This window comes from Hymenobacter sp. GOD-10R, from assembly GCF_035609205.1.
GTDB lineage: Bacteria > Bacteroidota > Bacteroidia > Cytophagales > Hymenobacteraceae > Hymenobacter.
On record NZ_CP141184.1, the window covers coordinates 2,638,934 to 2,663,937 of the forward strand.

General features: G+C 54.1%; 18 protein-coding genes. 13 read left to right on the forward strand and 5 right to left on the reverse strand.

Translation table 11 applies throughout. The annotated features are described in order from the left end of the window. Nucleotides 1–233 precede the first annotated feature (233 nt). Nucleotides 234–1,046, forward strand: coding sequence for a PAS domain-containing protein (locus SD425_RS10640; RefSeq protein ID WP_324678279.1), 813 nt, complete (start codon nucleotides 234–236; stop codon nucleotides 1,044–1,046). Between the two features lie 317 nt (nucleotides 1,047–1,363). On the opposite strand, the gene SD425_RS10645 is transcribed toward SD425_RS10640, so the two are convergent. The 5 genes from SD425_RS10645 to SD425_RS10665 all read right to left on the reverse strand — a co-directional run bounded on the left by SD425_RS10645 (nucleotide 1,364) and on the right by SD425_RS10665 (nucleotide 7,520). After that, nucleotides 1,364–2,101 carry an SDR family oxidoreductase gene (locus SD425_RS10645; RefSeq protein ID WP_324678281.1) on the reverse strand — a complete coding sequence of 246 codons (738 nt, stop codon included), beginning with the start codon at nucleotides 2,099–2,101 and terminating at the stop codon, nucleotides 1,364–1,366. Between the two features lie 84 nt (nucleotides 2,102–2,185). Next, the gene (locus SD425_RS10650) at nucleotides 2,186–3,076 is read right to left on the reverse strand and encodes a helix-turn-helix domain-containing protein (protein WP_324678283.1); all 891 of its coding nucleotides are present in this window, start codon (nucleotides 3,074–3,076) and stop codon (nucleotides 2,186–2,188) included. Between the two features lie 164 nt (nucleotides 3,077–3,240). Next, nucleotides 3,241–3,465, reverse strand: coding sequence for a hypothetical protein (locus SD425_RS10655; RefSeq protein WP_324678286.1), 225 nt, complete (start codon nucleotides 3,463–3,465; stop codon nucleotides 3,241–3,243). A gap of 245 nt (nucleotides 3,466–3,710) precedes the next feature. After that, nucleotides 3,711–5,750 carry a glycoside hydrolase family 65 protein gene (locus SD425_RS10660; protein ID WP_324678288.1) on the reverse strand — a complete coding sequence of 680 codons (2,040 nt, stop codon included), beginning with the start codon at nucleotides 5,748–5,750 and terminating at the stop codon, nucleotides 3,711–3,713. Between the two features lie 192 nt (nucleotides 5,751–5,942). Continuing rightward, nucleotides 5,943–7,520 (reverse strand): DUF6377 domain-containing protein, encoded by a 1,578-nt coding sequence (locus SD425_RS10665; protein WP_324678290.1) that lies wholly within the window; start codon nucleotides 7,518–7,520, stop codon nucleotides 5,943–5,945. A gap of 982 nt (nucleotides 7,521–8,502) precedes the next feature. Between SD425_RS10665 and SD425_RS10670 the strand changes: the two genes are divergently transcribed. The 12 genes from SD425_RS10670 (at nucleotide 8,503) to SD425_RS10725 (ending at nucleotide 24,868) form a co-directional block, all read left to right on the forward strand. Continuing rightward, complete coding sequence (locus SD425_RS10670; protein WP_324678293.1) at nucleotides 8,503–10,275, forward strand: alpha-glucosidase; 1,773 nt, start codon at nucleotides 8,503–8,505, stop codon at nucleotides 10,273–10,275. 334 nt (nucleotides 10,276–10,609) lie between these two features. Further along, entirely contained in the window at nucleotides 10,610–13,522 is a 2,913-nt protein-coding gene (locus SD425_RS10675; RefSeq protein WP_324678295.1) for a SusC/RagA family TonB-linked outer membrane protein, read from the forward strand. 22 nt (nucleotides 13,523–13,544) lie between these two features. Further along, nucleotides 13,545–15,113: a RagB/SusD family nutrient uptake outer membrane protein gene (locus tag SD425_RS10680; RefSeq protein WP_324678297.1), complete on the forward strand. Its 1,569-nt coding sequence runs from the start codon at nucleotides 13,545–13,547 to the stop codon at nucleotides 15,111–15,113. Nucleotides 15,114–15,369: 256 nt separating this feature from the next. Then, nucleotides 15,370–16,233, forward strand: a complete 864-nt coding sequence (locus SD425_RS10685; RefSeq protein WP_324678299.1) for a sugar phosphate isomerase/epimerase — start codon at nucleotides 15,370–15,372, stop codon at nucleotides 16,231–16,233. Between the two features lie 48 nt (nucleotides 16,234–16,281). Next, nucleotides 16,282–17,958 carry a GMC family oxidoreductase gene (locus SD425_RS10690; protein WP_324678301.1) on the forward strand — a complete coding sequence of 559 codons (1,677 nt, stop codon included), beginning with the start codon at nucleotides 16,282–16,284 and terminating at the stop codon, nucleotides 17,956–17,958. Nucleotides 17,959–17,977: 19 nt separating this feature from the next. Then, entirely contained in the window at nucleotides 17,978–18,592 is a 615-nt protein-coding gene (locus tag SD425_RS10695) for a gluconate 2-dehydrogenase subunit 3 family protein (protein WP_324678303.1), read from the forward strand. Nucleotides 18,593–18,681: 89 nt separating this feature from the next. Next, on the forward strand, nucleotides 18,682–19,845 hold the full coding sequence (locus SD425_RS10700) for a Gfo/Idh/MocA family oxidoreductase (protein WP_324678305.1): 1,164 nt from the start codon (nucleotides 18,682–18,684) through the stop codon (nucleotides 19,843–19,845). Between the two features lie 123 nt (nucleotides 19,846–19,968). After that, nucleotides 19,969–21,021, forward strand: coding sequence for a sugar phosphate isomerase/epimerase (locus SD425_RS10705; protein WP_324678307.1), 1,053 nt, complete (start codon nucleotides 19,969–19,971; stop codon nucleotides 21,019–21,021). A gap of 88 nt (nucleotides 21,022–21,109) precedes the next feature. Next, a complete protein-coding gene (locus tag SD425_RS10710) occupies nucleotides 21,110–21,646 on the forward strand; it encodes a c-type cytochrome (protein WP_324678309.1) in 537 nt (178 codons plus the stop codon). 154 nt (nucleotides 21,647–21,800) lie between these two features. Continuing rightward, nucleotides 21,801–23,054, forward strand: a complete 1,254-nt coding sequence (locus SD425_RS10715; RefSeq protein ID WP_324678311.1) for a nucleoside permease — start codon at nucleotides 21,801–21,803, stop codon at nucleotides 23,052–23,054. Nucleotides 23,055–23,154: 100 nt separating this feature from the next. Beyond that, the gene (locus SD425_RS10720; RefSeq protein ID WP_324678313.1) at nucleotides 23,155–24,027 is read left to right on the forward strand and encodes a hydroxypyruvate isomerase family protein; all 873 of its coding nucleotides are present in this window, start codon (nucleotides 23,155–23,157) and stop codon (nucleotides 24,025–24,027) included. A gap of 52 nt (nucleotides 24,028–24,079) precedes the next feature. Next, entirely contained in the window at nucleotides 24,080–24,868 is a 789-nt protein-coding gene (locus tag SD425_RS10725) for a DUF1080 domain-containing protein (RefSeq protein ID WP_324678315.1), read from the forward strand. Nucleotides 24,869–25,004: the final 136 nt, after the last annotated feature.

Sequence of the window (25,004 nt, forward strand, 5' to 3'; positions counted from 1 at the left end):
CTTTTCGTTTCATGAAAGTCCGGATTTTCTTCCGGGTTAACGACTAAAAAGGATGCGTTACGTAGTATGATTTTATATTTTACTAATATAATTTTGAACTATACTATTTCTTTTGTCGCTATTTGTGCGTAGGCTGTTGAGGAAGGCTCCTGCTCGTAGGCGCAATTCGTTGCTCATTTGCTTACTGCCACTTCTCAGAACGCCTGCCTGCACGTCCTCTATTTGCTTTGTTAATGCCACCTATTGCTTTACTTTCTCCTGACGTGCTCCGTACGTTGGAAGCCTTGCCTGATTCGTACCTGATCTTAGCCCCTGATGCCGCGTTCACCATCCTGACGGCGACTTCTGCCTATCTAGTTGCAACAGGTACCACTCGAGAGGCTTTGCAAGGCTGCCCCGTGCTGGAAGCTTTTCCGCAAGCTCCCTACGTTGTCGCCACAAACAGCGCGGACCTGCATGCCTCCTTGCAGCAGGTGTTGCAGACGGGGCAGCCTCACTCCATGCCCCTGCAACGGTACGACATGCGCGACGGCGATGGATCCTTTCGGGAGAAATACTGGGACATACTCAACTGGCCGGTCCTGGATGCACAAGGAAGAGTACGGTACCTCGTCCATAAAGCTGTAGATATCACGACGCAAGTGCAAGCCCATGCCCAGGCCGAGGATCTGTTAGAAATACGGAACCGGCAGTTGCTGCAACTGCTGACCCAGGTGCCTGCAGCCGTCGCGGCCGTCACGGGGCCGGAACACCGGTACTCTTTTCTTAATGCCCGCTACCGTGCTTTAGTTGGCACTCGGGCCGAGCTTGGGCGCAGTGTGGCAGAGGCGGTGCCGGAACTCGCTGATCAGGGATTCGTTGCCCGGTTGAACGCCGTCTATCATACCGGGGAGATGTATCATGGACAGGAAACACGACTGCTGCTGCAGGATCCTATAGCGAAGGCGCCACGCACGGTTTTGTTGGATTTCACCTACCAGCCACTGCGCAACCAACACGGGCAGATTACCGGTGTATTGGTCTTTGCTGTCGAGGTAAATAGGTAACGCCAGTGAATATGGCTACTCTACCTGCTATGGTTGCCGAGCGCGGCCTAGCAGCAGTTGCATCGCCAGTACTAGTCTAGCTGCGCTCCGATGCTGTTTTCTTCACCAACTACGCTATGATCATAGGAGCCGCAAAACAAGTAAGCAGGTCCAGCTTTGTGCTAGCGCAACGAGGGGACATTACCGAGCTGACTAGAAAGTCTACTCGGTGATGTCCCCTCGCTGTGCCAGCACTATTAGCCTAGGTTGTATTAGCTGCTATTAGCGAGCTTACTTAAAACCTAGAATCTAGTAGTCGCATCTGCCCAAATAGGAAATTACCATGGGCTGATGCCTGTCTCCGGCGCATTGTCATCGCTGAAGAACTGGCTCGTGGGGCCATCTGCCCCCAACAGGGCGGCCTTTACTAGGCGGGCAGCAGCGTCGGCCACGCTGCCAGGGCCGCTGTGGTGGTTGAAATCGGTGGCGGTATAGCCGGGGTCCACGACGTTCACTTTGAACGGGGTGTCGCGCAGCTCATAAGCTAGCATAATCGTGTAGGCATTCAGGGCCGCTTTAGACGGCTGGTAGGCGGCACCCTTCACGGCATAATACTTCCAAGAAGGGTCGTTGTGCAGTGTTAGCGAACCTAGGCCCGACGTTACGTTGACAATCCGAGGTGCAGGCGACTGCCGCAGTAAGTCGATAAAGGCCTGCGTTACTTCAATCACGCCAAACACGTTCGTCTCATACACCTCTTTGATCATGCCGATGCTGCTGGTGAGAGCTGGTTGCGACGGATCCCCCAGGATGCCGGCATTGTTGATGAGCACGTCCAGCACGGTCGTTTTCTGACCGATGGTCTCCCGGGCAGCGGCTATCGAGGCGCTATCTGTTACATCAATCTGAATGGGCTCCACCTGGGAGAGACCTTCCGCTTTTAATTGGTCGACGGCCTGCTGGCCTCTTTGCAAATCGCGGCTACCTAGGTACACATAGTAGCCGTGTTGGAGTAGTTGGCGGGCCGCTTCGAAGCCGATGCTTTTATTGGCGCCGGTAATAAGTACTGTCTTCATGGTCAAGGAGGTCAATTGCTTGCTTGAGTTAACAGCACAAAATTACCGGGCGCCAGCGGCGCCGTTGGCACCAATTCTACGGTATTACTGGTACATTTTACGGATGTTGGTGCGGTACTCAGCTGGGGTGGCACCGGTTTCGCGCTTGAAGAAGCGGTTGAAATAAGATGCATCCGAAAACCCAAGGTCAAAGGCAATTTCTTTGAGCGCGAGGGGAGTATAAAACAACAGGCGCTTCGCTTCAAGCACTAGGCGCTCGTGCAGGTGCTTGATGGCCGGCTTGCCGCTTTGGACTTTCACCACCTCGCTCAAGTGCCCCGCCGAAATATGCAGCATTGACGCATAGGCGCCCACCTCGTGCAGGGCGCGGAAGTGTTCCTCCACTTTGGCCTGATAGGTCGTTAGCAACCGCTTGTCGGCCGATGGCTCGTCGCCCGTGAACTGCTCTGTGTACAACCGACTCAGGTATGTAAATAATACGGTCAGGTAAGCGGTGAGCATGCGATGCTGCCATTCGCCAGGACGGTTGTACTCAGCCTCGATTTTGGCCAGCATTTCTTCCACAAAGACCCCGTCTGTCGGCGTAAGCAGCAACTCGTGCCCGTTCTGTGGGTTCTGGATGAGCGGCAGTTCCCGGATAGTAGCGTTTTGCTGCAAGGCCAGAAACTCGTTTGTAAACGTGAGGCGAGTGCCCCAAAAAGGAGTAGCTGCCTCCTTGACTAAGATTTGGTTGGGGGTTGAGAAATAAAGTGTGTTGTCTTTACGCTCGTAGGATTTCATATCCACCCAATGCCGCCCACGGTTATGCTTCACAAAAACCAGCAGATAGTACGCCTTGCGGTGTGGTATCAGCAGATTCTCCTCGTAGGTTAACTCGCCTTCTGAGCGAAGGACAGTGAACAATTTGCTTCCGGTTACTTCGTCGCGCTCGAACGGATATATCGGTACCGGCAGCTGGCTGTTGAGCGTATACATGGTCCAAAATTACGGCTTTTGCGAGGAGTGCCGCGAAGCTTTTAGCCACTTGGCAATTCCTTAGCTAAGATAGCAAGACCTAGGTAGCACTTGAGGCAGACTAGACCTAGTCTGCCTGCAACTACTCTGTATAAGATAGGATAAGCTAAACTCAACAATACAGCTTAAGCCGGCATGAAGCGGTCCTCGTCGAAGCTAGGCTCTGCTACGCGGCCGCTGCTGAGCTTCATCGTAGGGTTGCTGATTTCTGTAAGGTATATGCCAAATCCCCAAGGCTTAGGCTCAATAGCCCGAACATGATACACCGGACCTAGGGTCGGCACTTGTAGGTTAGAGGCAGTAACTAGGGCTGGCCATGTAGCATTCACGCAGACGACGGGTTGACCCACGTGAAATCTAGCAATAGGATGATTATAATCTTCTGACATTGATGGATAATGTGTAAAGCAGTTCGGATGGCTTCTAAATCAAAATCGCGCCACATTCTGCTCTACCTTCTCCTGGATGGGTAAAAAGTACATTGCAAAGAACCTAGGGTCTTTGTTGCTTTAAAGAAGCCCCTTTATACAGCCTAAGCTAACTGCCTTGTGTACCAACGTAAAGAGTACAACCTGCCGGCTGCCAGCACAGGTTTTTAGCGACCGACGGAATAGCTCTTGTGCTGCGGACCTACGCCTGTGATCTTCACTGCTTGCCAGCCCGTGGGTAGCGTCGTTTTGCGCTGTACGATGCCCGTGGGCGTAATGTCGAGCCCGCCGAAGCCCATGAGCACGGCTTGGAGTACGCCGCCAGCCCCGGTGGCGAAGTAAGGGTTAGTACCACCCTTTGTCTCGGCAATAACCCGGAAGGGAGCCAACAAGTTGGGGGTGTAGGCATCCTGGAAGAAATGCTGCGCCTTGCCGCCGTCGCCCAATCGCGCGTAGAGCAGCGCAAAAATAGCCTGCGTCATGGCTGGGGTGCCTTCGTTGGGTATGCGGGTTTCGTAGTAAGCTAGGTCCTTGCGGATCTGAGCGGGCTCCGTGATAACACCTAAAGGGTAAGCCAGCAGGTTGACGTCGCCCTGCTTGATGCCTTCGCCGTGGTAGCTGGCGTGCTCCTGGGTCACGCCGTCGGGGAAATGGAGCAGGGGGATGTTCTGGGCTACATGCAGCCAATCAGGGTTGGCCTGGAGCCCTAGCAGCTTGGCGGCGGCGGCAGCGTTGCGTAGGTTGACTTGGGCGGCGGCATTGGTGAAAGCATTGTTGTCCACGTTTTCGGCCCACTCATCAGCGGCCACCACATTCTTGATATCGTAGTGGCCGGGACCATTCCGCTCCACACGGCTCGTCCAGAAGTCGGCTGTGGCTGACAGGATGGGCCATCCAGTTGAGCGCAGCCAGGCCTTATCCTGGGTCACGCAGTAATATTGCCAGGCTGCCAACGCCACGTCGGCCGAGATGTGGTGCTCGAAAGGCCCGCTTAACGCCCACACGGGCGTTTCCTCGACGCCCGAATCGGCACTTTCCCACGGAAACATCGCGCCCCGATAACCATGCGAGAAGGCGTTGCCCTTGGCCGTTTCTAAGCGTCGAAAACGGTATTCGACCAGAGACTTAGCAATTTCAGGATGCAGCACGGCCAGCACCGGGAACATCCATAGGTCAGTATCCCAGAATACGTGCCCATTATACCCTAGCCCCGAAAGTCCCATGGGAGAAGGCGAGTAGTCGGTGCCGGCCCGCGAGAAGCTATAGAGGTGGTAGAGCATGCTGTGCACGTCCTGCTGGGCTTGGGCGTCGCCCGTTATTTGAATATCGCTCTGCCACAGCTCCTGCCAGGCTTTGGCGTGAAAAGCTAGCAGGCGAGCTTTGCCCTCGAGGCGCGCAAAAATGGTCAGGCGCTCGGCTTGGTTGAGCGGATCAGGATCGTGGGCGGAGGTGATGGTAGAGCCCGCTACGGCGTAGGTATAGACCTGGCCGGCTTTTAGGGTTTTCCCAAACTTCATGAGGTGCATGTTGCTATCCCACATCTCATGAATGATGCGCGGCTCCTGGCCATGAGGCTCATCAAACAAGAAGCTCGTGCTGGCGCACATTTGCAGCTTACCGGTAGGGCTCTTAGCCGACGAAGTAAGTAGGCTGAGCGTGGCGTGCGGCCGGTCTATTTCGTTGTAATAGTTCTGTGCTTCGCGCAAGGCATCGGGGGCTTCGAGCACGCTGGCGGCAGTGAGAGCTAGGTCCTTCTTGGCGGTGATGCTGACGTCGATCAGAGCCGTGAAGGGCAAGTGACGCAACGCATAGTAGGTGTAGCTGATCGTCGCCTTATCGCCGTAGTCGAACGTGGTCGTGAACGCCGCTCGCTGCATATCGAGCTGCTGATGGAAATTGCTAGCATCCTGAGCGTTCAGGCGGTGACCATCAATTTCCATGTACATGTTGAGCAGGTTGAAGCCATTGAGGAAATTGCTCACACGTCCGCGGCCGTACTGGTCGTACGTGCCCGCCAGCACCACATTCTTGACCTGAAAAGGCACCGGTGACGAAACAATACCGAGCACGCCGTTGGCCACGGTGATGCCATAGTAGTTGCTAGGGTCAATCTTGGCGGCTGTGATGCGCCACGGATCAGGTGTTTGGGCAGCCAGGGGCAAGCGAACTGCTAGCAGTAGCAGCCAGGCGTAGAGGTAGGTTTTCAAGGTAGATCGGTGGAGGGTGGAAAAAGAGCAGGGCTGAACGACACAAAGAAAATGCAGGTAGTTGCCCATTAACTGCTATGCCATGATACTAAAGGTCACGAGGGCTAGCTTCCGCCACATAGTAGTGTAGTTAGTAAGCAGCCGTAGTGTGAAGTACTTAGCTGAGTAGGTCTGTTAAACCAGGCCGCGTGCCTACGTAGCCTGAATGGCCAAGACGCGCGCTTCAAAAGCTTCGTTCGGCAGGAAAGAACGGTTCTTAACCCGGGTTTTGTAAGCGTATACGGTATGGATCGAGTAACCTAAAATGCGGCTAATCTGCTCGTTATCGTTAATACCTAGGCGGATGAGAGCGAAAATGCGCAGTTCGGTTGTAAGCAAACTGTTTTCGACCAACTGGATGCGGTCGGCTTCCGTGAACAGCGCATTAAACTCGGCCACGAAGTTGGGGAACAGGTGAATAAACGCTGTGTCAAAGCCCTTAAACAGCGCGGTTCGCTCCGACTTGATATCAATGTCTTTTACTAACTGTTGGGCCGCTGCCACTTGCTTAGTTGAAAGCAGCGTGTTAAGTTTTTTCTGCAACACCTCCAGCTTGTCGATGTAGCGGGAAGTGTTGTTGAAGTAGTAACCAATGTATTCTTCCTTTAAATGATTGGCTTCGTTGAGGCCTTGGTTCAACTCCCGGAGCTTTTTGTTTAATTCCTGCTGCTTATCATTGAGCACATGCAGCTTGCTATTATTTCCGTGCAATTCTTGATTGGTAACAGCCAATAAATGCCCCGTAGATTGTAACCGCCGCAACTGAAAATAGATAATGAAAGCGGTACCTAGCAGAAGCGAGGCCAGTACGCCAATAGCTAGGGCGTACATTTTAGCTTCCCTGCGTTGCTTCTCAACAATTGTAATCTTTTGACCCTCAATGAGAGAGGAAATTGGCGACATCTGCACGAGGCGTTGCCGGGCCGAGTAAAAGGTAGCTGCTTTGCGGGCTTCCTTGATATAGTAGTAGGCCCGTTGCAGGTCACCCCGCTGGTAGCAGTAGTCAGACACGTTGAAGAGGGCAATGCCTTCTTTCGTAGAGGACCTTATGTCATCGATAGCTGCTAGCGTCATGTACTGGAGGGCTAGCTCCCGCTCGCCGGCGTACTCATAAAGTTTGGCTAAGTCGCAGGCGCTGATGGCACGTTGGTGCGCCGTGAGCGGCAAGCGGCAAAGTTGGGCGTAGAAAACCTTACCCGCTTTCAAGTCGTGCTGCTGTTTGGCCCGAAATAGCTGTTGCGATAAGTCCGAATAGGAGCCGGGCTCCCCATACCGCGCCGACGTATCGGCGTAAGCGTACGATTTAGCTGTGTAAAATGGCTGATAATAAGGATCTTGGTTGTAATCGGCTAACTCAATATAAACCAGACTGTAGGTCGCGTAGAATTCGGACCGACAATGGGGGGCTAGCAAGCGTCGGTTTACGACCCGCAGCGTGTCAAAGGCATCCTTATACAGTCCACCTGAGCGCAAGATGAAAGCTAGCTTCGTGCGAGCCGTCTGAATCTTGGCGGGGTTGCGTAAGGCGCGGGCTAGTGTACCTAGCTTCAGGCTGTATACGAATGCAGAATCATACTTAAAGGCTTGGTATTCTTTACAGATAAGTAATGCTAAATCAAAGCTAGCATCGTAATCGGCTCTGCCAGAACGGAGCTCTGCCTTCAGGGCTGCTAACCGGTTGAGTCGCTGTTTATCATAGTTGACGTGGTTGGCTAGCGTTTGGTCAAGCACCTGCAAGAGGCTATCTGTTTGGCTCTCTTCCGCATAAGTAGGTATGGCTCGCCATAATAGGCTGTAAAGAACAAGAAGCCAAGCAGTTCTTAGAGTAGCTGGTTGTAACACGGGCAGGGGTGGGAGGCATGGTAGAAGATCGGAAAGGGTACTGTGCGAATGAGGTGTGCCCGTCTTGTGCTGAGGCGGGATGCTAGGTCAGTGTTGGGAACATCTAGCCGAGTTCTGGAGTGCAGAACTCAACTATTGGTACAAGTAGAAGAATGTACTGCACAATGAGCAAGCAGGTGGATAACGATAAGGTAGACTTGTAGCTCCTGTTGCTCTCCAGTAGCCTAGGCAGGGACCTAACTAAAAGAAGTAGTCCATGATCTTATCTAAAAGGGTACGGTAATATAGTGAGAGTAATCACACTACGCCAGTATCGTAAAGGAATGCTTGCCCTATGAGTACAACCTGTATCTGAGCTGCACCGGCTAGGTTGAGTTTGCTAGGCTTAACAAGACACAAATTGACGGTTTTTGGCTTATATCAGCATGATAAAAAGTTGATATTATTGTTGTTTAAAATATTACATAATACATTGATATTCAAAATAATAACGAAAAATATTGTTTATAATTTTTGATACACGCTTTATACACGTTTTTAGATAAGCAGCAGAGCAAATTCTTTTGTCAAACTTGTTCTAGGTAGCTACTGCAATCGTTTGCGGTTTCTAGTTTCTTGGGGGCTGCTGAGAAACGAGTTGTTGAGCTTTGAAGTGGCCAACAGTTGTGTATCTGTCACCGGTCTACGTCACTCGTGTATGTAAAGATTGTACAGAATACAGTGGCTGCTCATCTGATACCAACATCACACCTGCTGTGGTTGCGGTGCAACAAAACCTGCCGCGAATGGCAGTAAAGAAGCTTCACTTAGTCTCCTTTGACCGATATAGCTTACCTACTAGCCTATCGGAATTTGTACCGCTTAACGCATTATGAAGGGACTCCTACTACTTCTATTGGCTGGTGTAACGGGGCTGTTTGCTTACGTGGTGAGCGTAGCGCAATCACCGACTTCCGCAACAGCGCCGGAGAAGTCAGTTTGGTGGAAAGAAACGGTGGTATACCAGATTTACCCACGCAGCTTCAAGGATAGTAACGGCGACGGCGTAGGAGATCTACGTGGCATTATTTCCAAGCTAGACTACTTAAAGACGCTCGGAATAGGAGCTGTGTGGCTCAATCCTATTTATGCCTCTCCCAACGACGATAACGGCTACGATATCAGCGACTACCGTCAGATTCAGCCGGAGTACGGTACCATGCAGGACTTCGATGAACTGCTAAAAGGCATGCACCAACGCGGGATTAAGCTGGTAATGGACTTGGTGGTAAACCACAGCAGCGATGAGCATGAATGGTTTAAGCAAGCCCGGTCGTCACGCACGAATCCTTACCGCGACTATTATCACTGGTGGCCGGCAGAAAAAGGCAAACCCACACCGCGCTTCAGCTTCTTCGATGTGAACAACGATGCTTGGAAGTATGATTCGCTGACTAAGGCTTACTACCTGCACTACTTCTCGCGCAAGCAGCCTGATTTGAACTGGGAAAATCCCAAGCTACGCCAGGAAGTGTACAATATCATGCGCTTCTGGCTAGATAAGGGCATCGATGGGTTCCGAATGGACGCCTTTCAGTACATAGCCAAAGACACCACGTTCCCTACTTTCCCAATTGGCTACGAGAAGCAAATCATTAAGTACTATAGCAGCGGTCCGCACCTGCACGATTATATCCAGGAAATGAACCGCGAAGTACTACGTAAGTACAACGTGATGACCGTGGCAGAAGGGGCAGGTAGCTCGCCCGCTGAAGCCATGAAGTTTGTTGACCCGGACCGCCGTGAGCTGGATATGGCGTATCACTTCGAGGGCGTTGATTACGGTTATGTGCAAGGAAAGGATTACGCTTACCTCGACCCCGCAGGCTACGACCTGGTTAAGTTTAAGCAGATCTATACCAAATGGGATAAGGCTTTTGCTGAGAAAGGGTGGGGGACGGTCTACCTAGGTAACCACGACCAGCCACGCATGGTCTCCCGCTGGGGCGACGACCGGCCCGCATTTCGAGCTCCTTCCGCCAAGCTGCTGACTACGTTCTTGTTAACCATGACCGGCACACCCTTTTATTATAACGGCGACGAGCTCGGCATGACCAACTCGGTTTACAAAAGCATCACCGATTATCGCGACGTGGCGGCGCGCAACCAGTACAAACATCTGCAAGACACAGGCACCGACCTAGCACTATTCCTCAAGCGTCTGAATCAGTCGTCGCGCGATAATAGCCGCACGCCTTTTCAATGGGATGCCACGGCCAATGCCGGCTTTACCACTGGCACTCCCTGGATTGCCGTCAATCCGAACTATACCACCATTAATGAAGTGGCGCAGGATAAAGATCCTGCTTCCGTGCTCAACTACTGCCGCAAGGCCTTAGCTACTCGCCGTCAGCACAAAGTGCTCATATATGGTAAGTACCAGCTGCTTGATGAGGCCAACCCACATATCTATGCCTACACCCGCACGCTAGGCAAGGAGAAGGTGCTCATCGTTCTAAATTTTTCGCCGGACAAACGTAGCTGGTCGGTTCCTTCAACCCTGAAGCCTAGCGCTCAAGCTTTACTGAATAATTACCCAACGTTGAAGGTAAGCTCTGTGCTCGCCTTACAGCCGTGGCAAGCTGTAGTGCTCAGCTTATCGTGAATGGATTTGTGCCATAAGACACGGCTCTAATACTCTCCTTTACACCCGATTACCATCTAGTTAGCGAAGAATGGTTGAGCGTCTTTCCAGCAAACGTTTGCTTCTAATTTGAAACGTTTGCGGTCTTCGACGCGAAGCTAGGTGCAGTTTAATTCCCACTCTTATTCTTTCTCTTATGAGTAACAACTGGTACAACAGGTATAGGTCGTCTGGCTGGTCAGTAACAGTTCAGGCTAACAGCGCACCCCTCCGAAAAGCTTTATCGCTTTGGCTGCTGTTCATCCTAGTTTCCCTAGCGGGTCAAGCGCAGAACACGGTTACTATTACGGGTAAAGTGGTTGACGCGCAGGCTAGTGGCTTGCCCGGCGTAACAGTAGTGGTGCCAGGCACCACTGTCGGGACGAGTACTGGCGCTGATGGTACCTTTAAGGTAGACGTGCCCGCCACGGCCACCACATTATCCTTCTCGTATGTGGGCTATTCGGCGCAACAGGTGAATATCACCGGTAAATCGTCGGTGCAGGTGACCATGCGGGAAGATGCTCAGGCCCTAGCCGACGTTGTAGTGGTTGGCTACGGTACAGTGAAGAAGAATGACTTAACCGGTGCCGTAAGTGCCTTGAACCCGAAGGACTTCAACAAAGGAACCTTTACATCACCAGACCAACTGATCCAGGGTCGCGCCTCGGGCGTGCAGGTAACGCAGAATAGCGGCCAGCCTGGGGGTGCCAACACCATTCGCATCCGCGGCAATGCTGCCGTAACCGGCACTGGTCAGCCGCTGTACGTAATCGACGGCGTGCCGCTCGACGGCCGCTCGGCCCGGCCCGGCCTAAATACTACCTTCGGTGATAGCCCCGATAGCAATCCGCTCAACTTCTTGAACCCTAATGATATTGAGTCGATCGATATTCTGAAGGATGCTTCGGCTACGGCTATTTACGGTTCGCGCGCGGCTTATGGCGTGGTGATTATAACCACGAAGAAAGGCAAAGCAGGCGAGCCTAGGCTCGATGTGAGCGTGTCGGGTGGCTTCTCGAAGATTTTGCGTCGCATTGATGTGCTCGATGCCAATGAGTTTCGGCAAGCGCTAACGTACTACGGTGCTTCGGCCTCCAACGATAGAGGCTTGAGCAACGATGCGCTCGGAGCAATCCTGCACACCGCCTCGGTACAGAACTACAATGCTTCTATTAGCGGTGGCAACGAAAACGCGCGCTACCGTTTGTCGCTCGGCTATCTTGATCAGCAAGGAATTATCAAGAAGACTGGCTTCCAGAAGTACAGCGCCAACTTCTCCACTAACATGAAGTTCTTAGAAAGCAAGCGTCTAGGAGCAGATATTAGTATCACAGCTAGCCAGTTTCGTGAGCAGCTAGCACCGGTTACCAACAACGGCGACTTTCGCGGCAGCCTTATTGGGCAGGCTTTGCAGTGGAATCCGACTGATTCCTTATACAATTCCAAAGGGCTTCCCGTGTCTAGGTTCGGTACTTCCACGATTAACCCCGTGGCAATGCAGCAGTACTACAACGATAACTCACGGGTAACGACAGCCCTAGCTTCCATTTCGCCCTACTACAAGTTCACGGATTGGCTAGAGTATCGCGCGTTGGTGTCGGCTAACTATAGCACGGGCGTTCGTCGCACTTCCATCGATCAGCGCCTCAACGTTGAGCAGTATCAGCGGCTAGGGTACGCCGCGGTCAGCAACAACGAGCTGCTCACCCAGCAGATGACTCACACGTTGAATTTCAATAAGAAACTCGGTAGCGACTTCAATTTAAATGCTCTGCTAGGCTACGAGTATCAGAAATTTGGCAACTCGGGTACGGGCTTAAGCGGGCTAGGTCCGGTGAATACGCAGACAGGCAATCCAGTAGGTTTCGGTACGTATGGGCTGGATTACACGAACTACCTGCAATTCTCTAATCCTTCGGGCCGTAAGATTACTGCCTTTGTAGACCCTGTATCGGAACTGCAATCGTATTTCGGGCGTGCCATTCTTAACTATAAGGAGCGCTACTTACTAACGGCCACTTTGCGCGCTGATGGTAGCACCAAGTTTGGCGACAACAACAAGTACGGCTACTTCCCGTCGTTGTCAGCTGCTTGGGATATTAGTCAGGAGGATTTCTTTTCTATAGAAAGTGTCAACCAGTTGAAAGCGCGGGTAGGTTACGGCCGCACCGGCAACCAAGAGTTTCCAGCTGGCTCAGCCCGGGGACGGTACGCATTTCTGCCTGACAATGGCGGGCTAGGCCAAACCAACAACCCCAACCCTGATCTGAAGTGGCAATCAGATGAGCAGTATGATGCAGGTCTAGACGTGGCCTTATTCAACAACCGCTTGACCCTGACAGCTGACTACTTCTATAAGCGGACCACGGACCTGCTGTATCCCAGTGCGCCCATTCAGCCCGCTGCCCCGGCCGCAAACGGGGTATCGCTCGTGACCTGGAGCAATCTCGACGGGGTTATCGTGAACAAGGGAGTGGAGCTAGCTGCTGGCATTACGGCCATTGATAATCCGCGGGTCGGCCTGAACTTCAGCGCTAATGCCACCTTCATTAAGAACCGGGTGTCGGACGTGAGAGGCGTAATCCAGACGGGAGCACTCAACGGCCAGGGCTTGTCGGACGTGACGGTAGAGGTGATTCAAAGCGGCTTACCAATTAATGCTTTTTTCACCCAGCAGTTTCAGGGAATAGAGGCTGGCTCTGGCCAATCTACTTATGCCGACAACGGTACATTCCGCTACCTAGGTAATCCAAACCCGACAGCCATAGCGGGTCTGAGCGCCAACGTACGCTTCATGAAATTTTCCCTGACGGCCAACTTCAACGGCGTGTTCGGCAATAAGATCTACAACAACACTTTCAACAGTGTGCTCAACGTGAGCCAGATTCAGGGCGGTAAAAACATTGCGCGCGAGTTCTATAAGTCGCCCGTTAAGGAAGCGCTCAGCAACCGCCTTGCGCCTTCCTCTCGCTTCCTGGAAAGTGGTAACTACGTGAAGCTCTCTAACCTAACGCTGAACTATGCCTTCGGTGACCTAGGTCGAGTGTTTAAAGGCACCAGCCTTTATGTCACGGGTCAGAATCTCTTCCTCATCACCAAGTACAAGGGCTTCGATCCTGAGATTAACACCAACAAGTCGGTGAACGGCGTGCCCTCAGTGGGCATCGATTATACCGGCTATCCGACGGCCCGCACCTTCACGTTCGGCGCCAACTTTTCCCTGTAACCCACTCAGCAGCTAGTATTGTATGAAAAAGGTATTGAGTGCAGCGGTCTTGCTGGCCCTTCTCCAGCTGGTCAACAGTTGCGAGATCAACGAAGAGTTTCAAGGTTCGCTGACTACCGATCAAGTAGGTGGTAGCGGTTCCTCCAATACGTCCTCCCTGCTCGATGGCGTGTACACGGCAATGCGCAGTCCTTTCCAGGGAGCAGGTCAGGTATTTGCCCTGTCGGAAGTAACAACTGACGAACGTCTGATGCCTACGCGGGGCGGCGACTGGGATGATAACGGCAAATGGCGCCAGCTGCACCTGCACACCTGGGACGCCAACCACATAGAAATACGCAACAGTTTCAATAACCTGAACGCAGTTGTGTTTGCCGCAACGGACTTGTTGCGTTACAATCCTACGCAGCAGCAGCAAGCGGAAGCCCGGTTCCTGCGCGCTTGGGCCACCTACTGGATCCTCGACCTCTTCGATCAAGTACCTTACCGCGACCCAGGCGAATCGGTAACACAGCTGGCCCGCGTGCGCAAGGGTACTGAGGCGCTCGAATACGTCATAAGCGAGGTAAACGAAGTGTTGCCTAATCTGCCCGACGCACCCGCTTACCGCGCCAATAAGGATGCCGCGCGAGGCTTGCTCATGAAGTGCTACCTCAATCGGGGGGTGTACGCTAACCGCGCGGCGCCCACGTTTGCCGCCGCCGATATGAATCAGGTCATCACCCTCGCCGACCAGATTATCAACACGAACCGCTACAAGTTTGCCGCTAACTACTTCGATAATTTCGCGCCGGATAACACGAATATTGGTACGGAGAACATCTTCACGGAGCTGAACCAAGGCGGTGTAAGCAGCGGAGCACAATTCGACTTGTGGCGGTTTATCTCGCACTACAACATGGTGCCTAGCGGCTACAATGGCCCCACGGCACTGTCTGATTTCTACGACAAGTTTGGCGCGAACGACATTCGGCGTGGTACCGTGTACAGCTACACCAATGGGCCTCTCAACCCCGGCAAACGTCAAAACGTGGGCTTCTTGGTAGGGCAACAGTACAACCTGAACACGGATGCACCCCTGACGGACCGTAGCGGCGCACCCCTAGCTTTCACGCGAGAGGTAAGCATTATTGAAACCGACGCCAAAACCTTGGAGCGCACCGGTATTCGTCCGATGAAGTATCCGCCGGATTTCACGAACAACTCGGCTGGCACCACCGACAACGACATGGTGCACCTGCGCCTGCCTGACGTGTTGTTGATGAAGGCGGAGGCTATTTTGCGGGGTGGCACGGCTACGTCGGCGGGTCCTTATGGCAATACCCCCTTAGCCTTGGTAAACTCTATTCGGGCGCACCCATCGCGCAATGCTGGGGCTCTCCCTAGCTTAACCCTGGATATATTGCTCGACGAGCGAGGCAGAGAACTGTACCTAGAAGAATGGCGCCGACAGGACATGATTCGCTTCGGTAAGTTCCTCGGTCCCATTCAGGAAGGACCTACGAGTAGTTCTCCTACCTACCTCATTTTCCCGATTCCGAACCAACAGGTTGCGGTGAACTCCAATCTCACCCAAAACCCGGGCTACTAACCGAAGGGACTGACTATGCAAACGTTGCAGCGCTACAGTTGCAACGTTTGCATAATTATGGTGTCTACTTGTAAAAAATACGCCTACCTTCCCCTATATTGGCCAGCATGACCTTAGCAACAAGCGAATTTCTTCGGCTCTAAACCGTTTGATTAGCGGGTATACATTACTCGTTTTCGTTGCTGTAGGCTACTAGTTCTTCCGGCTATTTCATCCTTTCCACCAGACCATTTCTGTGACTTCCCGCCGCACATTCGTGAAATCTGCCGCCCTGCTTTCGGCTGGGGCGCTGGTGAGCCCTGCGTTGCTTGCTGCTCCCACCCAATACATCGGTCTTCAGCTGTATACTGTGCGCGACGCCATGCAGCAAGACCCAACGGGCACGCTTGCGAAAGTGGCTCAGCTCGGCTACAACTCAGTGGAAGGTGCTACCTATACGGGTACTCAGAAATTCTACGGAATGGAGCCTGCTGCCTTCGCTAAAACGTTAAAGCAGCACGGATTGATCATGCCCAGCAGCCACTACGTACTCGGCATGGCTGAGAACCAAGGCAAGCCTGTGCAAGGCACCATTCTGCACGGCTGGGACAAAGCCGTGGACGACGCGGCCCAGGTGGGCATCAAGTACATGGTGTGCGCTTACCTCCAGGAATCGGAGCGGGGCAACCTAGATCAGTACAAGCGTCTTGCCGAGGCGCTGAACAAAGCCGGTCAGCGCTGCAAGAAAGCCGGCATCCAGCTGTGTTACCACAACCACGATTTCGAGTTCGTGGCCCAAGACGGCAAGCTGCCCTACGACATCCTCCTCAAGCAAACCGATAAGGACTTGTTGAAGATGGAGCTAGACCTGTACTGGGCCAGCAAAGCCGGGCATGACCCCGTGACTTTGTTCCAACAGAACCCCGGTCGCTTCCCGCTGTGGCACATGAAGGACATGGATAAAACGGAGAAGCACGACTTCACGGAAGTCGGCAACGGCTCCATTGACTTCAAAAAAATATATGCTCAGCGCAAGCTAGCAGGCCTCCAGTATTTCTTCGTGGAGCAGGACCGCACGCCTGGTTCGCCCTTCGACAGCATCCGCAGCAGCATCTCCTATATCAAGGGCACGCTGCTGTAAGTCGCTCACGAGCGGCTATTTACCTCATCTTATTCTACTTCGCTTTTTATGGAACAAAATACCTATGACGCCATCGTCATCGGTTCCGGAATTTCGGGCGGCATGGCCGCTAAGGAGCTGACTGAAAAGGGCTTAAAGACGCTCATGCTGGAGCGTGGCCGCAACATAGAGCACATCAAAGGCTATGTGAACGCCAACAAAGCGCCTTGGGAGTTTCCGCACCGTGGGGGGAAAACTCAGCAGATGATTGAGGATTACCCGGTGTTGAAGCGCGATTACACGCTTAACGAAAGCAACCTTGACTATTGGGTGAATGAGAAGGAAAGCCCCTACACGGAGGTGAAGCCCTTCGACTGGTTTCGCGGCTACCACGTAGGCGGACGCTCCCTGATGTGGGGTCGGCAGTCGTACCGCTGGAGCGACTACGACTTTGAGGCCAACGCCAAAGATGGTATTGCCGTGGACTGGCCTATTCGTTACAAAGACCTAGCTCCGTGGTACAGCCACGCCGAGAAGTTTGCGGGCATCAGCGGCAACCGCGACGGGCTGCCCCAACTCCCCGACGGCGACTTCATGCCGCCTATGGAAATGAACGTGGTGGAGAAAGATGTGGCCGCGCGCATCAAAGCCAAGTTCAAGAACCGACACATGGTGATTGGCCGCACGGCCAACATCACGCAGCCGCACCACAACCGCGTAAACTGCCAGTACCGCAACAAGTGCTGGCTTGGCTGCCCATTCGGTGCGTATTTCAGCACGCAATCGGCCACGCTGCCTGCGGCAGTGGCCACAGGCAACCTGACGCTGCGGCCTTATTCCATTGTTACGCGCATTCTGTACGATAAGGATACCAAGAAGGCGAAAGGCGTGGAAGTGCTGGACGCTGAAACGAACAAGACGTACGAGTACTACGCAAAAGTGGTCTTCCTCAATGCCTCGGCGCTGAACTCTGCCTGGGTGCTGATGAACTCGGCCACTGATGTGTGGCCTGATGGCCTAGGTAGCAGCAGCGGGGAGCTAGGCCACAACGTAATGGACCACCACTTCCGGGCTGGTGCCCACGGCACAATGCCAGGCTACGAAGACAAGTACGTGTTTGGCCGGCGCGCCAATGGTATTTATGTGCCCCGCTTCCGCAACCTGTTCGGCGACAAGCGCGACTACATCCGTGGCTTCGGCTACCAAGGTAGCGCGAGCCGCGAAGGCTGGAGCCGCGACATTGCCGAAATGAGCATTGGCGGTGACTGGAAAGATGCCCTCTCGGAGCCAGGCGCTTGGACCATGGGTCTGACAGGCTTCGGCGAAACGCTGCCGTACCACGATAACCGCATCTTCCTCGACAAAGACAAGAAGGACAAGTGGGGCCTGCCGGTGCTGGCCATGGATGCGACTATTCGCGAGAACGAGCGCAAAATGCGCGTCGACATGATGCAGGACGCAAAGGAAATGCTGGAAGCTGCCGGCATGGAGAATGTGAACACCTACAACAACGACTACGCCATGGGCGGTGGCATCCACGAGATGGGTACGGCGCGCATGGGCCGCGACCCCAAAACATCCGTGCTCAACCAGCACAACCAAGTTTGGGACGCGCCCAACGTGTACGTTACCGACGGGGCGGCCATGACGTCCGCTGCGTGCCAGAATCCTTCGCTTACCTACCTAGCACTCACGGCCCGGGCCGTAGATCATGCCGTAGGCGAAATGAAAAAGCAGAATATCTAATCCTTTCACTGATAAGGTTATGAACAGACGTGATGCCGTCGCCCGAGTAGCCCTAATTATGGGCGGCACCCTCATCGGGGGCGACTACTTGCTAACCGGCTGCGGCCCGGCTAGCACCGATAAAACTGCTGATAACGGAAAAGGAAAAACCCAAGCCAACGGCAAGCTGGCAGATGTGCTCGATGCCAAGCAGGCGGCTTACCTGAACGAAGTAGGCGAAACAATTTTGCCGACTACCGCAACGCCCGGCGCTAAATCCGCCAATGTGGGCGGTTTTATGGCCGTAATGGTACGAGATTGCTACACGCCAGCCGACCAGCAAGCCTTCGTGAAAGGCTTGGATCAGTTGGAAGAAGCTAGCAAAAAGCAGAACGGCAAAGGTTTCCTGGAAAGTACGCCTGAGCAGCGCACGGCCTTGCTTCGTGCGCTCGACACGGAGCAAAAGCAGTACAGCAAAACCAAATCGATTGAGGCACCCAATCACTATTTTCGAATGATGAAGGAGCTGACGTTACTCGGTTATTTCACGTCGGAAGTAGGGGCAACGAAAGCCTTGCGCTACCTTCCCGTGCCCGGTAAGTACGATGGCAACGTGCCATACAAGAAAGGGGACCGGGCTTGGGCTACCACTTAATTTTTTAGCGGTTAGCGGCTAGCGGTTCGTTTTATCTACCAAATGGGGAAGGCGAACAGCTAGCCGCTACCTGCCAACAACACAACTGAATGAAATTACGACTTGGAATGATTGGTGGCGGGCAGGGCGCTTTTATCGGGGCCGTGCACCGCATCGCAGCAGCTCTCGATAGCCAATATGACTTAGTAGCAGGCGCTTTCAGCAGTAACCCCGCCACGTCGCGGGCTACTGGAGAGGCGTTAGGTTTAGCGCCTGAACGAGTGTATGGCTCGTACCAGGAGCTTATTGAGCAAGAAAAAGCACGGCTGGCGGCCGACCGAGTGCAGGTGATTAGCATTGTTACGCCAAATCACCTGCACTTCGCGCCAGCCAAGCTAGCTCTGGAAAGCGGCTTCGATGTGGTCATTGATAAGCCCATGACGTTCTCATTGGCCGAAGCCCGCGAGTTGGCGGAGGTAGTAAAAGCTACCGGACGCCACTTGTGCCTTACGCATACCTACACCGGCTACCCAATGGTGAAGGAGGCAAAGCAACTGGTGGCTTCGGGTGGGCTTGGTACCATTCGCAAGGTGTATGTTGAGTATCCGCAAGGATGGCTGAGCACCTTCGAGGAAGGCAGCGCCGACAACAAACAAGCCGCCTGGCGCACCGACCCCGCGCGGAGCGGTATAGCAGGCGCCATGGGCGATATCGGTACCCACGCCTTCAACCTGCTCGAATACGTGACCGGCTTACAAGTAGAAAAGCTGTGCGCCGACATCAACGTGGTGGTGCCCGGCCGTCAGCTCGACGACGACGGCGCGGTGCTGCTGCGCCTCAGCTCCGGCGCGAGTGGCGTTCTGGTGGCAACGCAAGTAGCTGCCGGTGAGGAAAACAACCTGCGCTTACGCGTGTACGGCGACCAAGGCGGCCTAGAGTGGCAGCAAGCCGACAACAACACCTTGCTAGTAAAGTGGCTCGACCGCCCCGCTGAAATCCGCCGGACTGGCGCCGGTTATCTCAGCGCTGCTGCCCGCCACAACGCACGCGTACCAGCCGGGCATCCAGAAGGCTACCTCGAAGCTTTTGCCAATATTTACCGCAACTTCGCCCTGCACCTGCAAGCTGAGCAAGCTGGCGAAACGTCCTCCCCCGAGGTGCAAGACTACCCTAGCATTACCGATGGCCTGCGCGGTATGGCCTTCATCGAAACCGTAATTGCCTCGGGCCGCTCCGATCAGAAGTGGACCGAGTTTCCATCTATTGGTGCTTAGGGCTAGGTGACTGGTGCTTCGTTTTGGGTAGTGATATAAGCGTTTTTCCTTATGCTATTTACCAGGAGCGAAGCACTAGGCACCTAGTACCAAGCACTAAACCAGTACCAAGCACCAACTTGAATGAAGACCCTAAAAGGACCCGGCATTTTCCTGGCGCAATTTATTGGCGAGGAAGCGCCGTTCAACGGCTTGGCCGCCATGTGCGAGTGGGCCAAAGGCCTCGGCTACAAAGGCGTACAGCTACCCACCACCGATCCACGTTTCATTGACCTGAAGCTAGCGGCCGAAAGCCAGACGTATGCCGACGAGCTAGCCGGCACCGTGCGGGCTGCTGGCCTGGAAATCACGGAGCTTTCGACGCACTTGCAAGGCCAGTTAGTGGCTGTGAATCCAGCTTACGATACACTGTTCGACGCTTTTGCGCCGGAAGAAGTGCGCGGTAACCCCGCTGCTCGGCAAGCCTGGGCCGTGCAGCAGTTGAAGTACGCAGCACAGGCTTCGCAACGGCTAGGATTGACGGCGCATGCCTCGTTCAGCGGGGCATTGGTGTGGCCGTACGTGTATCCATGGCCTCAACGCTCGCCTGGCTTAGTCGAGACGGGGTTCGATGAGCTAGCTCGACGCTGGCTCCCCATCCTCGACGAATTCGACCGTAATGGTGTAGACTTATGCTACGAGGTGCACGCCGGCGAAGACTTGCATGACGGCACGACCTACGAAATGTTCCTGGAGCGGGTAGGAAATCACCCGCGGGCTTGCTTGCTCTATGATCCCTCGCACTTTATCCTGCAATGTCTTGATTACCTAGAGTATATCGACATCTACCACGAGCGTATTCGGGCTTTTCACGTCAAAGATGCCGAGTTTAATCCTACGGGTCGGCAGGGCGTGTACGGCGGTTACCAAAACTGGATCGATCGGGCCGGGCGGTTCCGCTCGCTCGGCGACGGACAGGTTAACTTTAAAGCCATTTTCAGCAAGCTAGCTCAATACGATTATGCCGGTTGGGCCGTGCTGGAGTGGGAGTGCGCCCTCAAGCACCCCGAAGACGGGGCCCGCGAAGGCGCGCAATTCATCAAAGACCATATCATCCGGGTCACCGACCGTGCCTTCGACGATTTTGCCGCGGCAGGTACCGACGAGGCCAAGAACAAGCAGCTGCTAGGTTTGTAGCACCTAGCCCTGATTACTTATTTATGCGGAGCTTTTACCTTCAATTCTTAGCGTAACAGCTGCGATTTACCAACTCACCTCTGATTCTATGAAAAAAGCTTTTGTCTTGTTGAGCTTCAGCGCGGCGTTGCTGGCGTGCTCTTCTAACACCGAACAATCCTCTAACGCTGAGCAAACCTCTAGCACTGAACAAACCTCTTCGCCATCAAACGAAAACACCCTAGCAACAGAAGGTTCAGGTGAAGAGCAGCCCCAAGCCGCCCTAAATCCTGACAGCGCAGTAGGAGCCGACGTATCAGCTACCGCCCACCAGCCCCAGGTAAGCACCAGCGTTAACGACATTGGGACGGAGCCTACCGGTGTGCCCGTGGGTGGCAAGGGCGGCAAGCTCATCGCCGCGTCGGACTGCGGTGGTTGCCACCGCGAAGGGGAGAAGCTACTTGGCCCAGCCTATGTGGCTGTAGCTGAGAAATATCCCGATACGCAAGCCAACATCAACATGCTGGCTAAAAAGGTTATCACAGGCGGTAAAGGCAACTGGGGCGACATCGCTATGACGCCGCACCCCGACTTGAAAGAAGCAGATGCCAAGGAAATGGTGACCTACATTTTGAGCCTCAAATAGCCTAGGTGCTTTCTGCTACGCCTTTGTCGTTCCGGGCAGGGGTGAGGAGTCTGACGAGTTTTCAACTTAGTCTCCTTGCGCTGCCCGGAACGACAAAGGTTATCTGTTCTTCCAGGCGCCGATTGCCTTTCGCTAACCTTAACCTTTCCTGCCCATGACTGCTACTACCCGAGTTAAGCTCTCCTTCATGATGTTCCTGGAGTTTTTCATCTGGGGCGCGTGGTTTGTAACCCTAGGTACGTACTTGTTGCACAACCTCAGTGCCTCGGGCACGCAAGTAGGGGTAGCCTTCCTCACCCAGTCCATCGGAGCTATTGTGGCTCCCTTCATCATTGGACTGATTGCCGACCGCTTCTTCTCGGCGCAGAAGATACTGGGTGTATTGCACTTAGTGGGCGCATTCCTATTGTGGCGCGCTAGCAAAGCTCCTGATTTCGACAGCTTCTACCCAAACATCCTGGCCTACATGGTGGCCTACATGCCTACGCTGGCGCTGGTTAACTCCATTGCCTTCCGCCAGATGCAGGACCCACAGAAGGAGTTTGCTCCTATTCGGGTGCTTGGTACGCTAGGTTGGATCATCGCAGGCCTAACCATTGGCTGGCTCAACTGGGAGCAGAGCAATAGCTTGCAGGCAACGTTCGTGATGGCCGCTGGGGCGTCGGCGTTGCTAGGTTTGTTCAGCTTCACGCTGCCGGCCACGCCGCCTATTAAGCGCGGGCAGTCTAGCTCGCTGGGGCAAATGCTAGGCCTTGATGCTATTGGCTTGTTGAAGAATCGTTCGTACTTGATCTTCTTCCTGGCTTCTATTGCCATCTGTGTGCCGCTGGCCTTTTACTACGGCTTCACTAATCCCTTCCTGAACGAAGTGGGCATGAAGGGCGCTGCTGGCGTGCAGAGCCTAGGTCAGGTGTCGGAGCTGCTGTTTATGCTCGCTATTCCGCTGTTCTTCAAGCGGCTAGGTGTGAAAAAGATGCTGGCTATAGGTATGGCCGCGTGGGTGTTGCGCTACTTGTTCTTTGCGTATGGCGACGGCATGGGTAATTACTGGATGCTCATCCTGGGTATTGTGCTGCACGGCGTGTGCTACGATTTCTTCTTCGTAACGGGCCAGATTTACACCGATAACCTAGCCGGCGAGCAATTCAAAAGCTCGGCGCAAGGCTTCATTACCCTAGCTACGTACGGGGTGGGCATGCTCGTGGGTACGCTGCTCTCAGGCCGCATCTTCGACTCGTACCAGCTTACTGGCGGCACCCACGATTGGCGCATGATCTGGCTGATTCCGGCCGCCATTGCCGCCGTGGTGCTGATTGTATTCCTGCTTTTCTTCCGCGAACGGAGTACCGCTACCGTCCCCACCGAAGTGGCCTACGGCTCAGCTCCTTCGCTGGCTGAGGCCGGCTAAGGATCAGTAATGTGTTCTGCGTCCTCTACGCGGCCCTCTGCGTCTTCTGCGGGAACCCCGATAGAAAGACGTTTTCCTAAAAATCAACAGCTCACACAAAATGGCTGCTTCTCACTCCCGTCGTGCTGCCCTCAAAGGTCTATTGACCAGCACAGTAGCCCTAGGTGCTCCTACTATTATGGCCGCTGATAAACCCGTAGCTAGCTCCGCCGACGGCAGCATCAAACAATCAGTTTGCCGCTGGTGCTTCCAAAGCATGTCGTTAGAGGAGCTTTGTGTGGCCGCCAAAGGCATGGGCATCAAAGGCATCGATCTGGTTGGTCCCGCCGATTGGCCTACGCTCAAAAAGCACGGTCTCGACTCGCCCATGTGCAACGGCGCCGAAATCAACCTCACCGATGGCTTCAACGACCTTAAGTTTCACGCTCAGCTCCAGACGCGCTACAAGGAAATGATTCCGAAGGTAGCCCAGGCCGGCTACACCAACCTGATTTGCTTCAGCGGCAGCCGCCGGGGCATGTCGGATGAGCAGGGCCTAGAAAATGCTGTGCGCGGTCTGCAACCGCTGATGGACCTAGCCGCCAAGCACAAAGTAGTGCTCGTGATGGAGTTGCTCAACAGCAAAATCGACCACAAGGATTACCAGTGCGACCGTACCAGCTGGGGTGTGGCGCTGGCCAAAAAGCTAGGTTCCGAGAACTTCAAGCTGCTCTACGACATCTACCACATGCAGATTGACGAGGGCGATGTGATCCGCAACATCACTGACCACCACGCATACATCGCGCACTACCACACGGCCGGCGTACCGGGGCGTCATGAGCTCGATGATAAGCAAGAGTTAAACTACCCAGCCATCATGCGGGCCATCAAGGCGACAGGCTTCAAAGGCTACGTAGCCCAGGAGTTTATTCCTACCCAAACTGACAAGCTCGCCTCGTTGCGCCAAGCTGTGAACTTGTGCAATGTGTAGCTTCCGTTTTTCTCTCCCACCTTCTGAACTCAAGGCTAGCAAGCCTCTCACTATGACGAAAACTGCGCTTCTTTCCTCGCTGTTGGTACTTGGAATGACTTCGCTCGCCGCCGCTCAGCAAAACGGTAAACCCGAAGACACCGAAGTGTGGGAGCCGGTCCCTAAAACGGTAACCGCTACTGCCCTCGCCACCGCACCGCCCTCCGATGCGCTCGTGCTTTTCGACGGCCGCGACCTGAGTCAGTGGGTAATGACCGAGGACCGTAATACACCTGCGAAGTGGAAAGTGGCCGGCGGCTTGATGACCGTGGATAAAACCACCGGCAACATCGAAACCAAGCGTAGCTTCACCAACTATCAGCTGCACATCGAGTGGAGGGTGCCAGCCAACATCACCGGCACAGGTCAGGCCCGCGGCAACAGCGGCATCTTTCTGGCCTCACTTGGTAAGGGCGACCTAGGGTACGAACTGCAGATTCTGGACTCGTACAACAACAAAACCTACGTCAATGGAATGGCGGGCAGCATCTATAAGCAGTTCATCCCGCTGGCTAATCCCACGCGCAAACCCGGCGAGTGGCAGTCGTATGACGTGCTCTGGACGGCGCCCACGTTTAAGGCCGATGGCACAGTGCAAACGCCCGCCCGCGTTACGGTTATCTTCAACGGCGTGGTGGTGCAAAACGACACAGAGCTTTTAGGCCCTACACAGTACATCGGCAAGGCAAGCTACCAGCAGAGCCACGGCGCGGCGCCTATCAAGCTCCAGTCGCACGGCGACAAGAGCGAGCCGCTTAGCTTTCGTAACATCTGGATTCGGGACCTAAGTGCGAAGCAGTAGCCTAGCTTCAGCCCAGCATTAAGCGCGTAGCGCAGCCCGTCTAAAGCGCAAAAAAGAAGCCGGCACTCCAATTGGGGTGCCGGCTTCTTTTTTGCATTTATCAAGTAGAAAAGAAGGCTTTTGTGTGCGAGTTTAC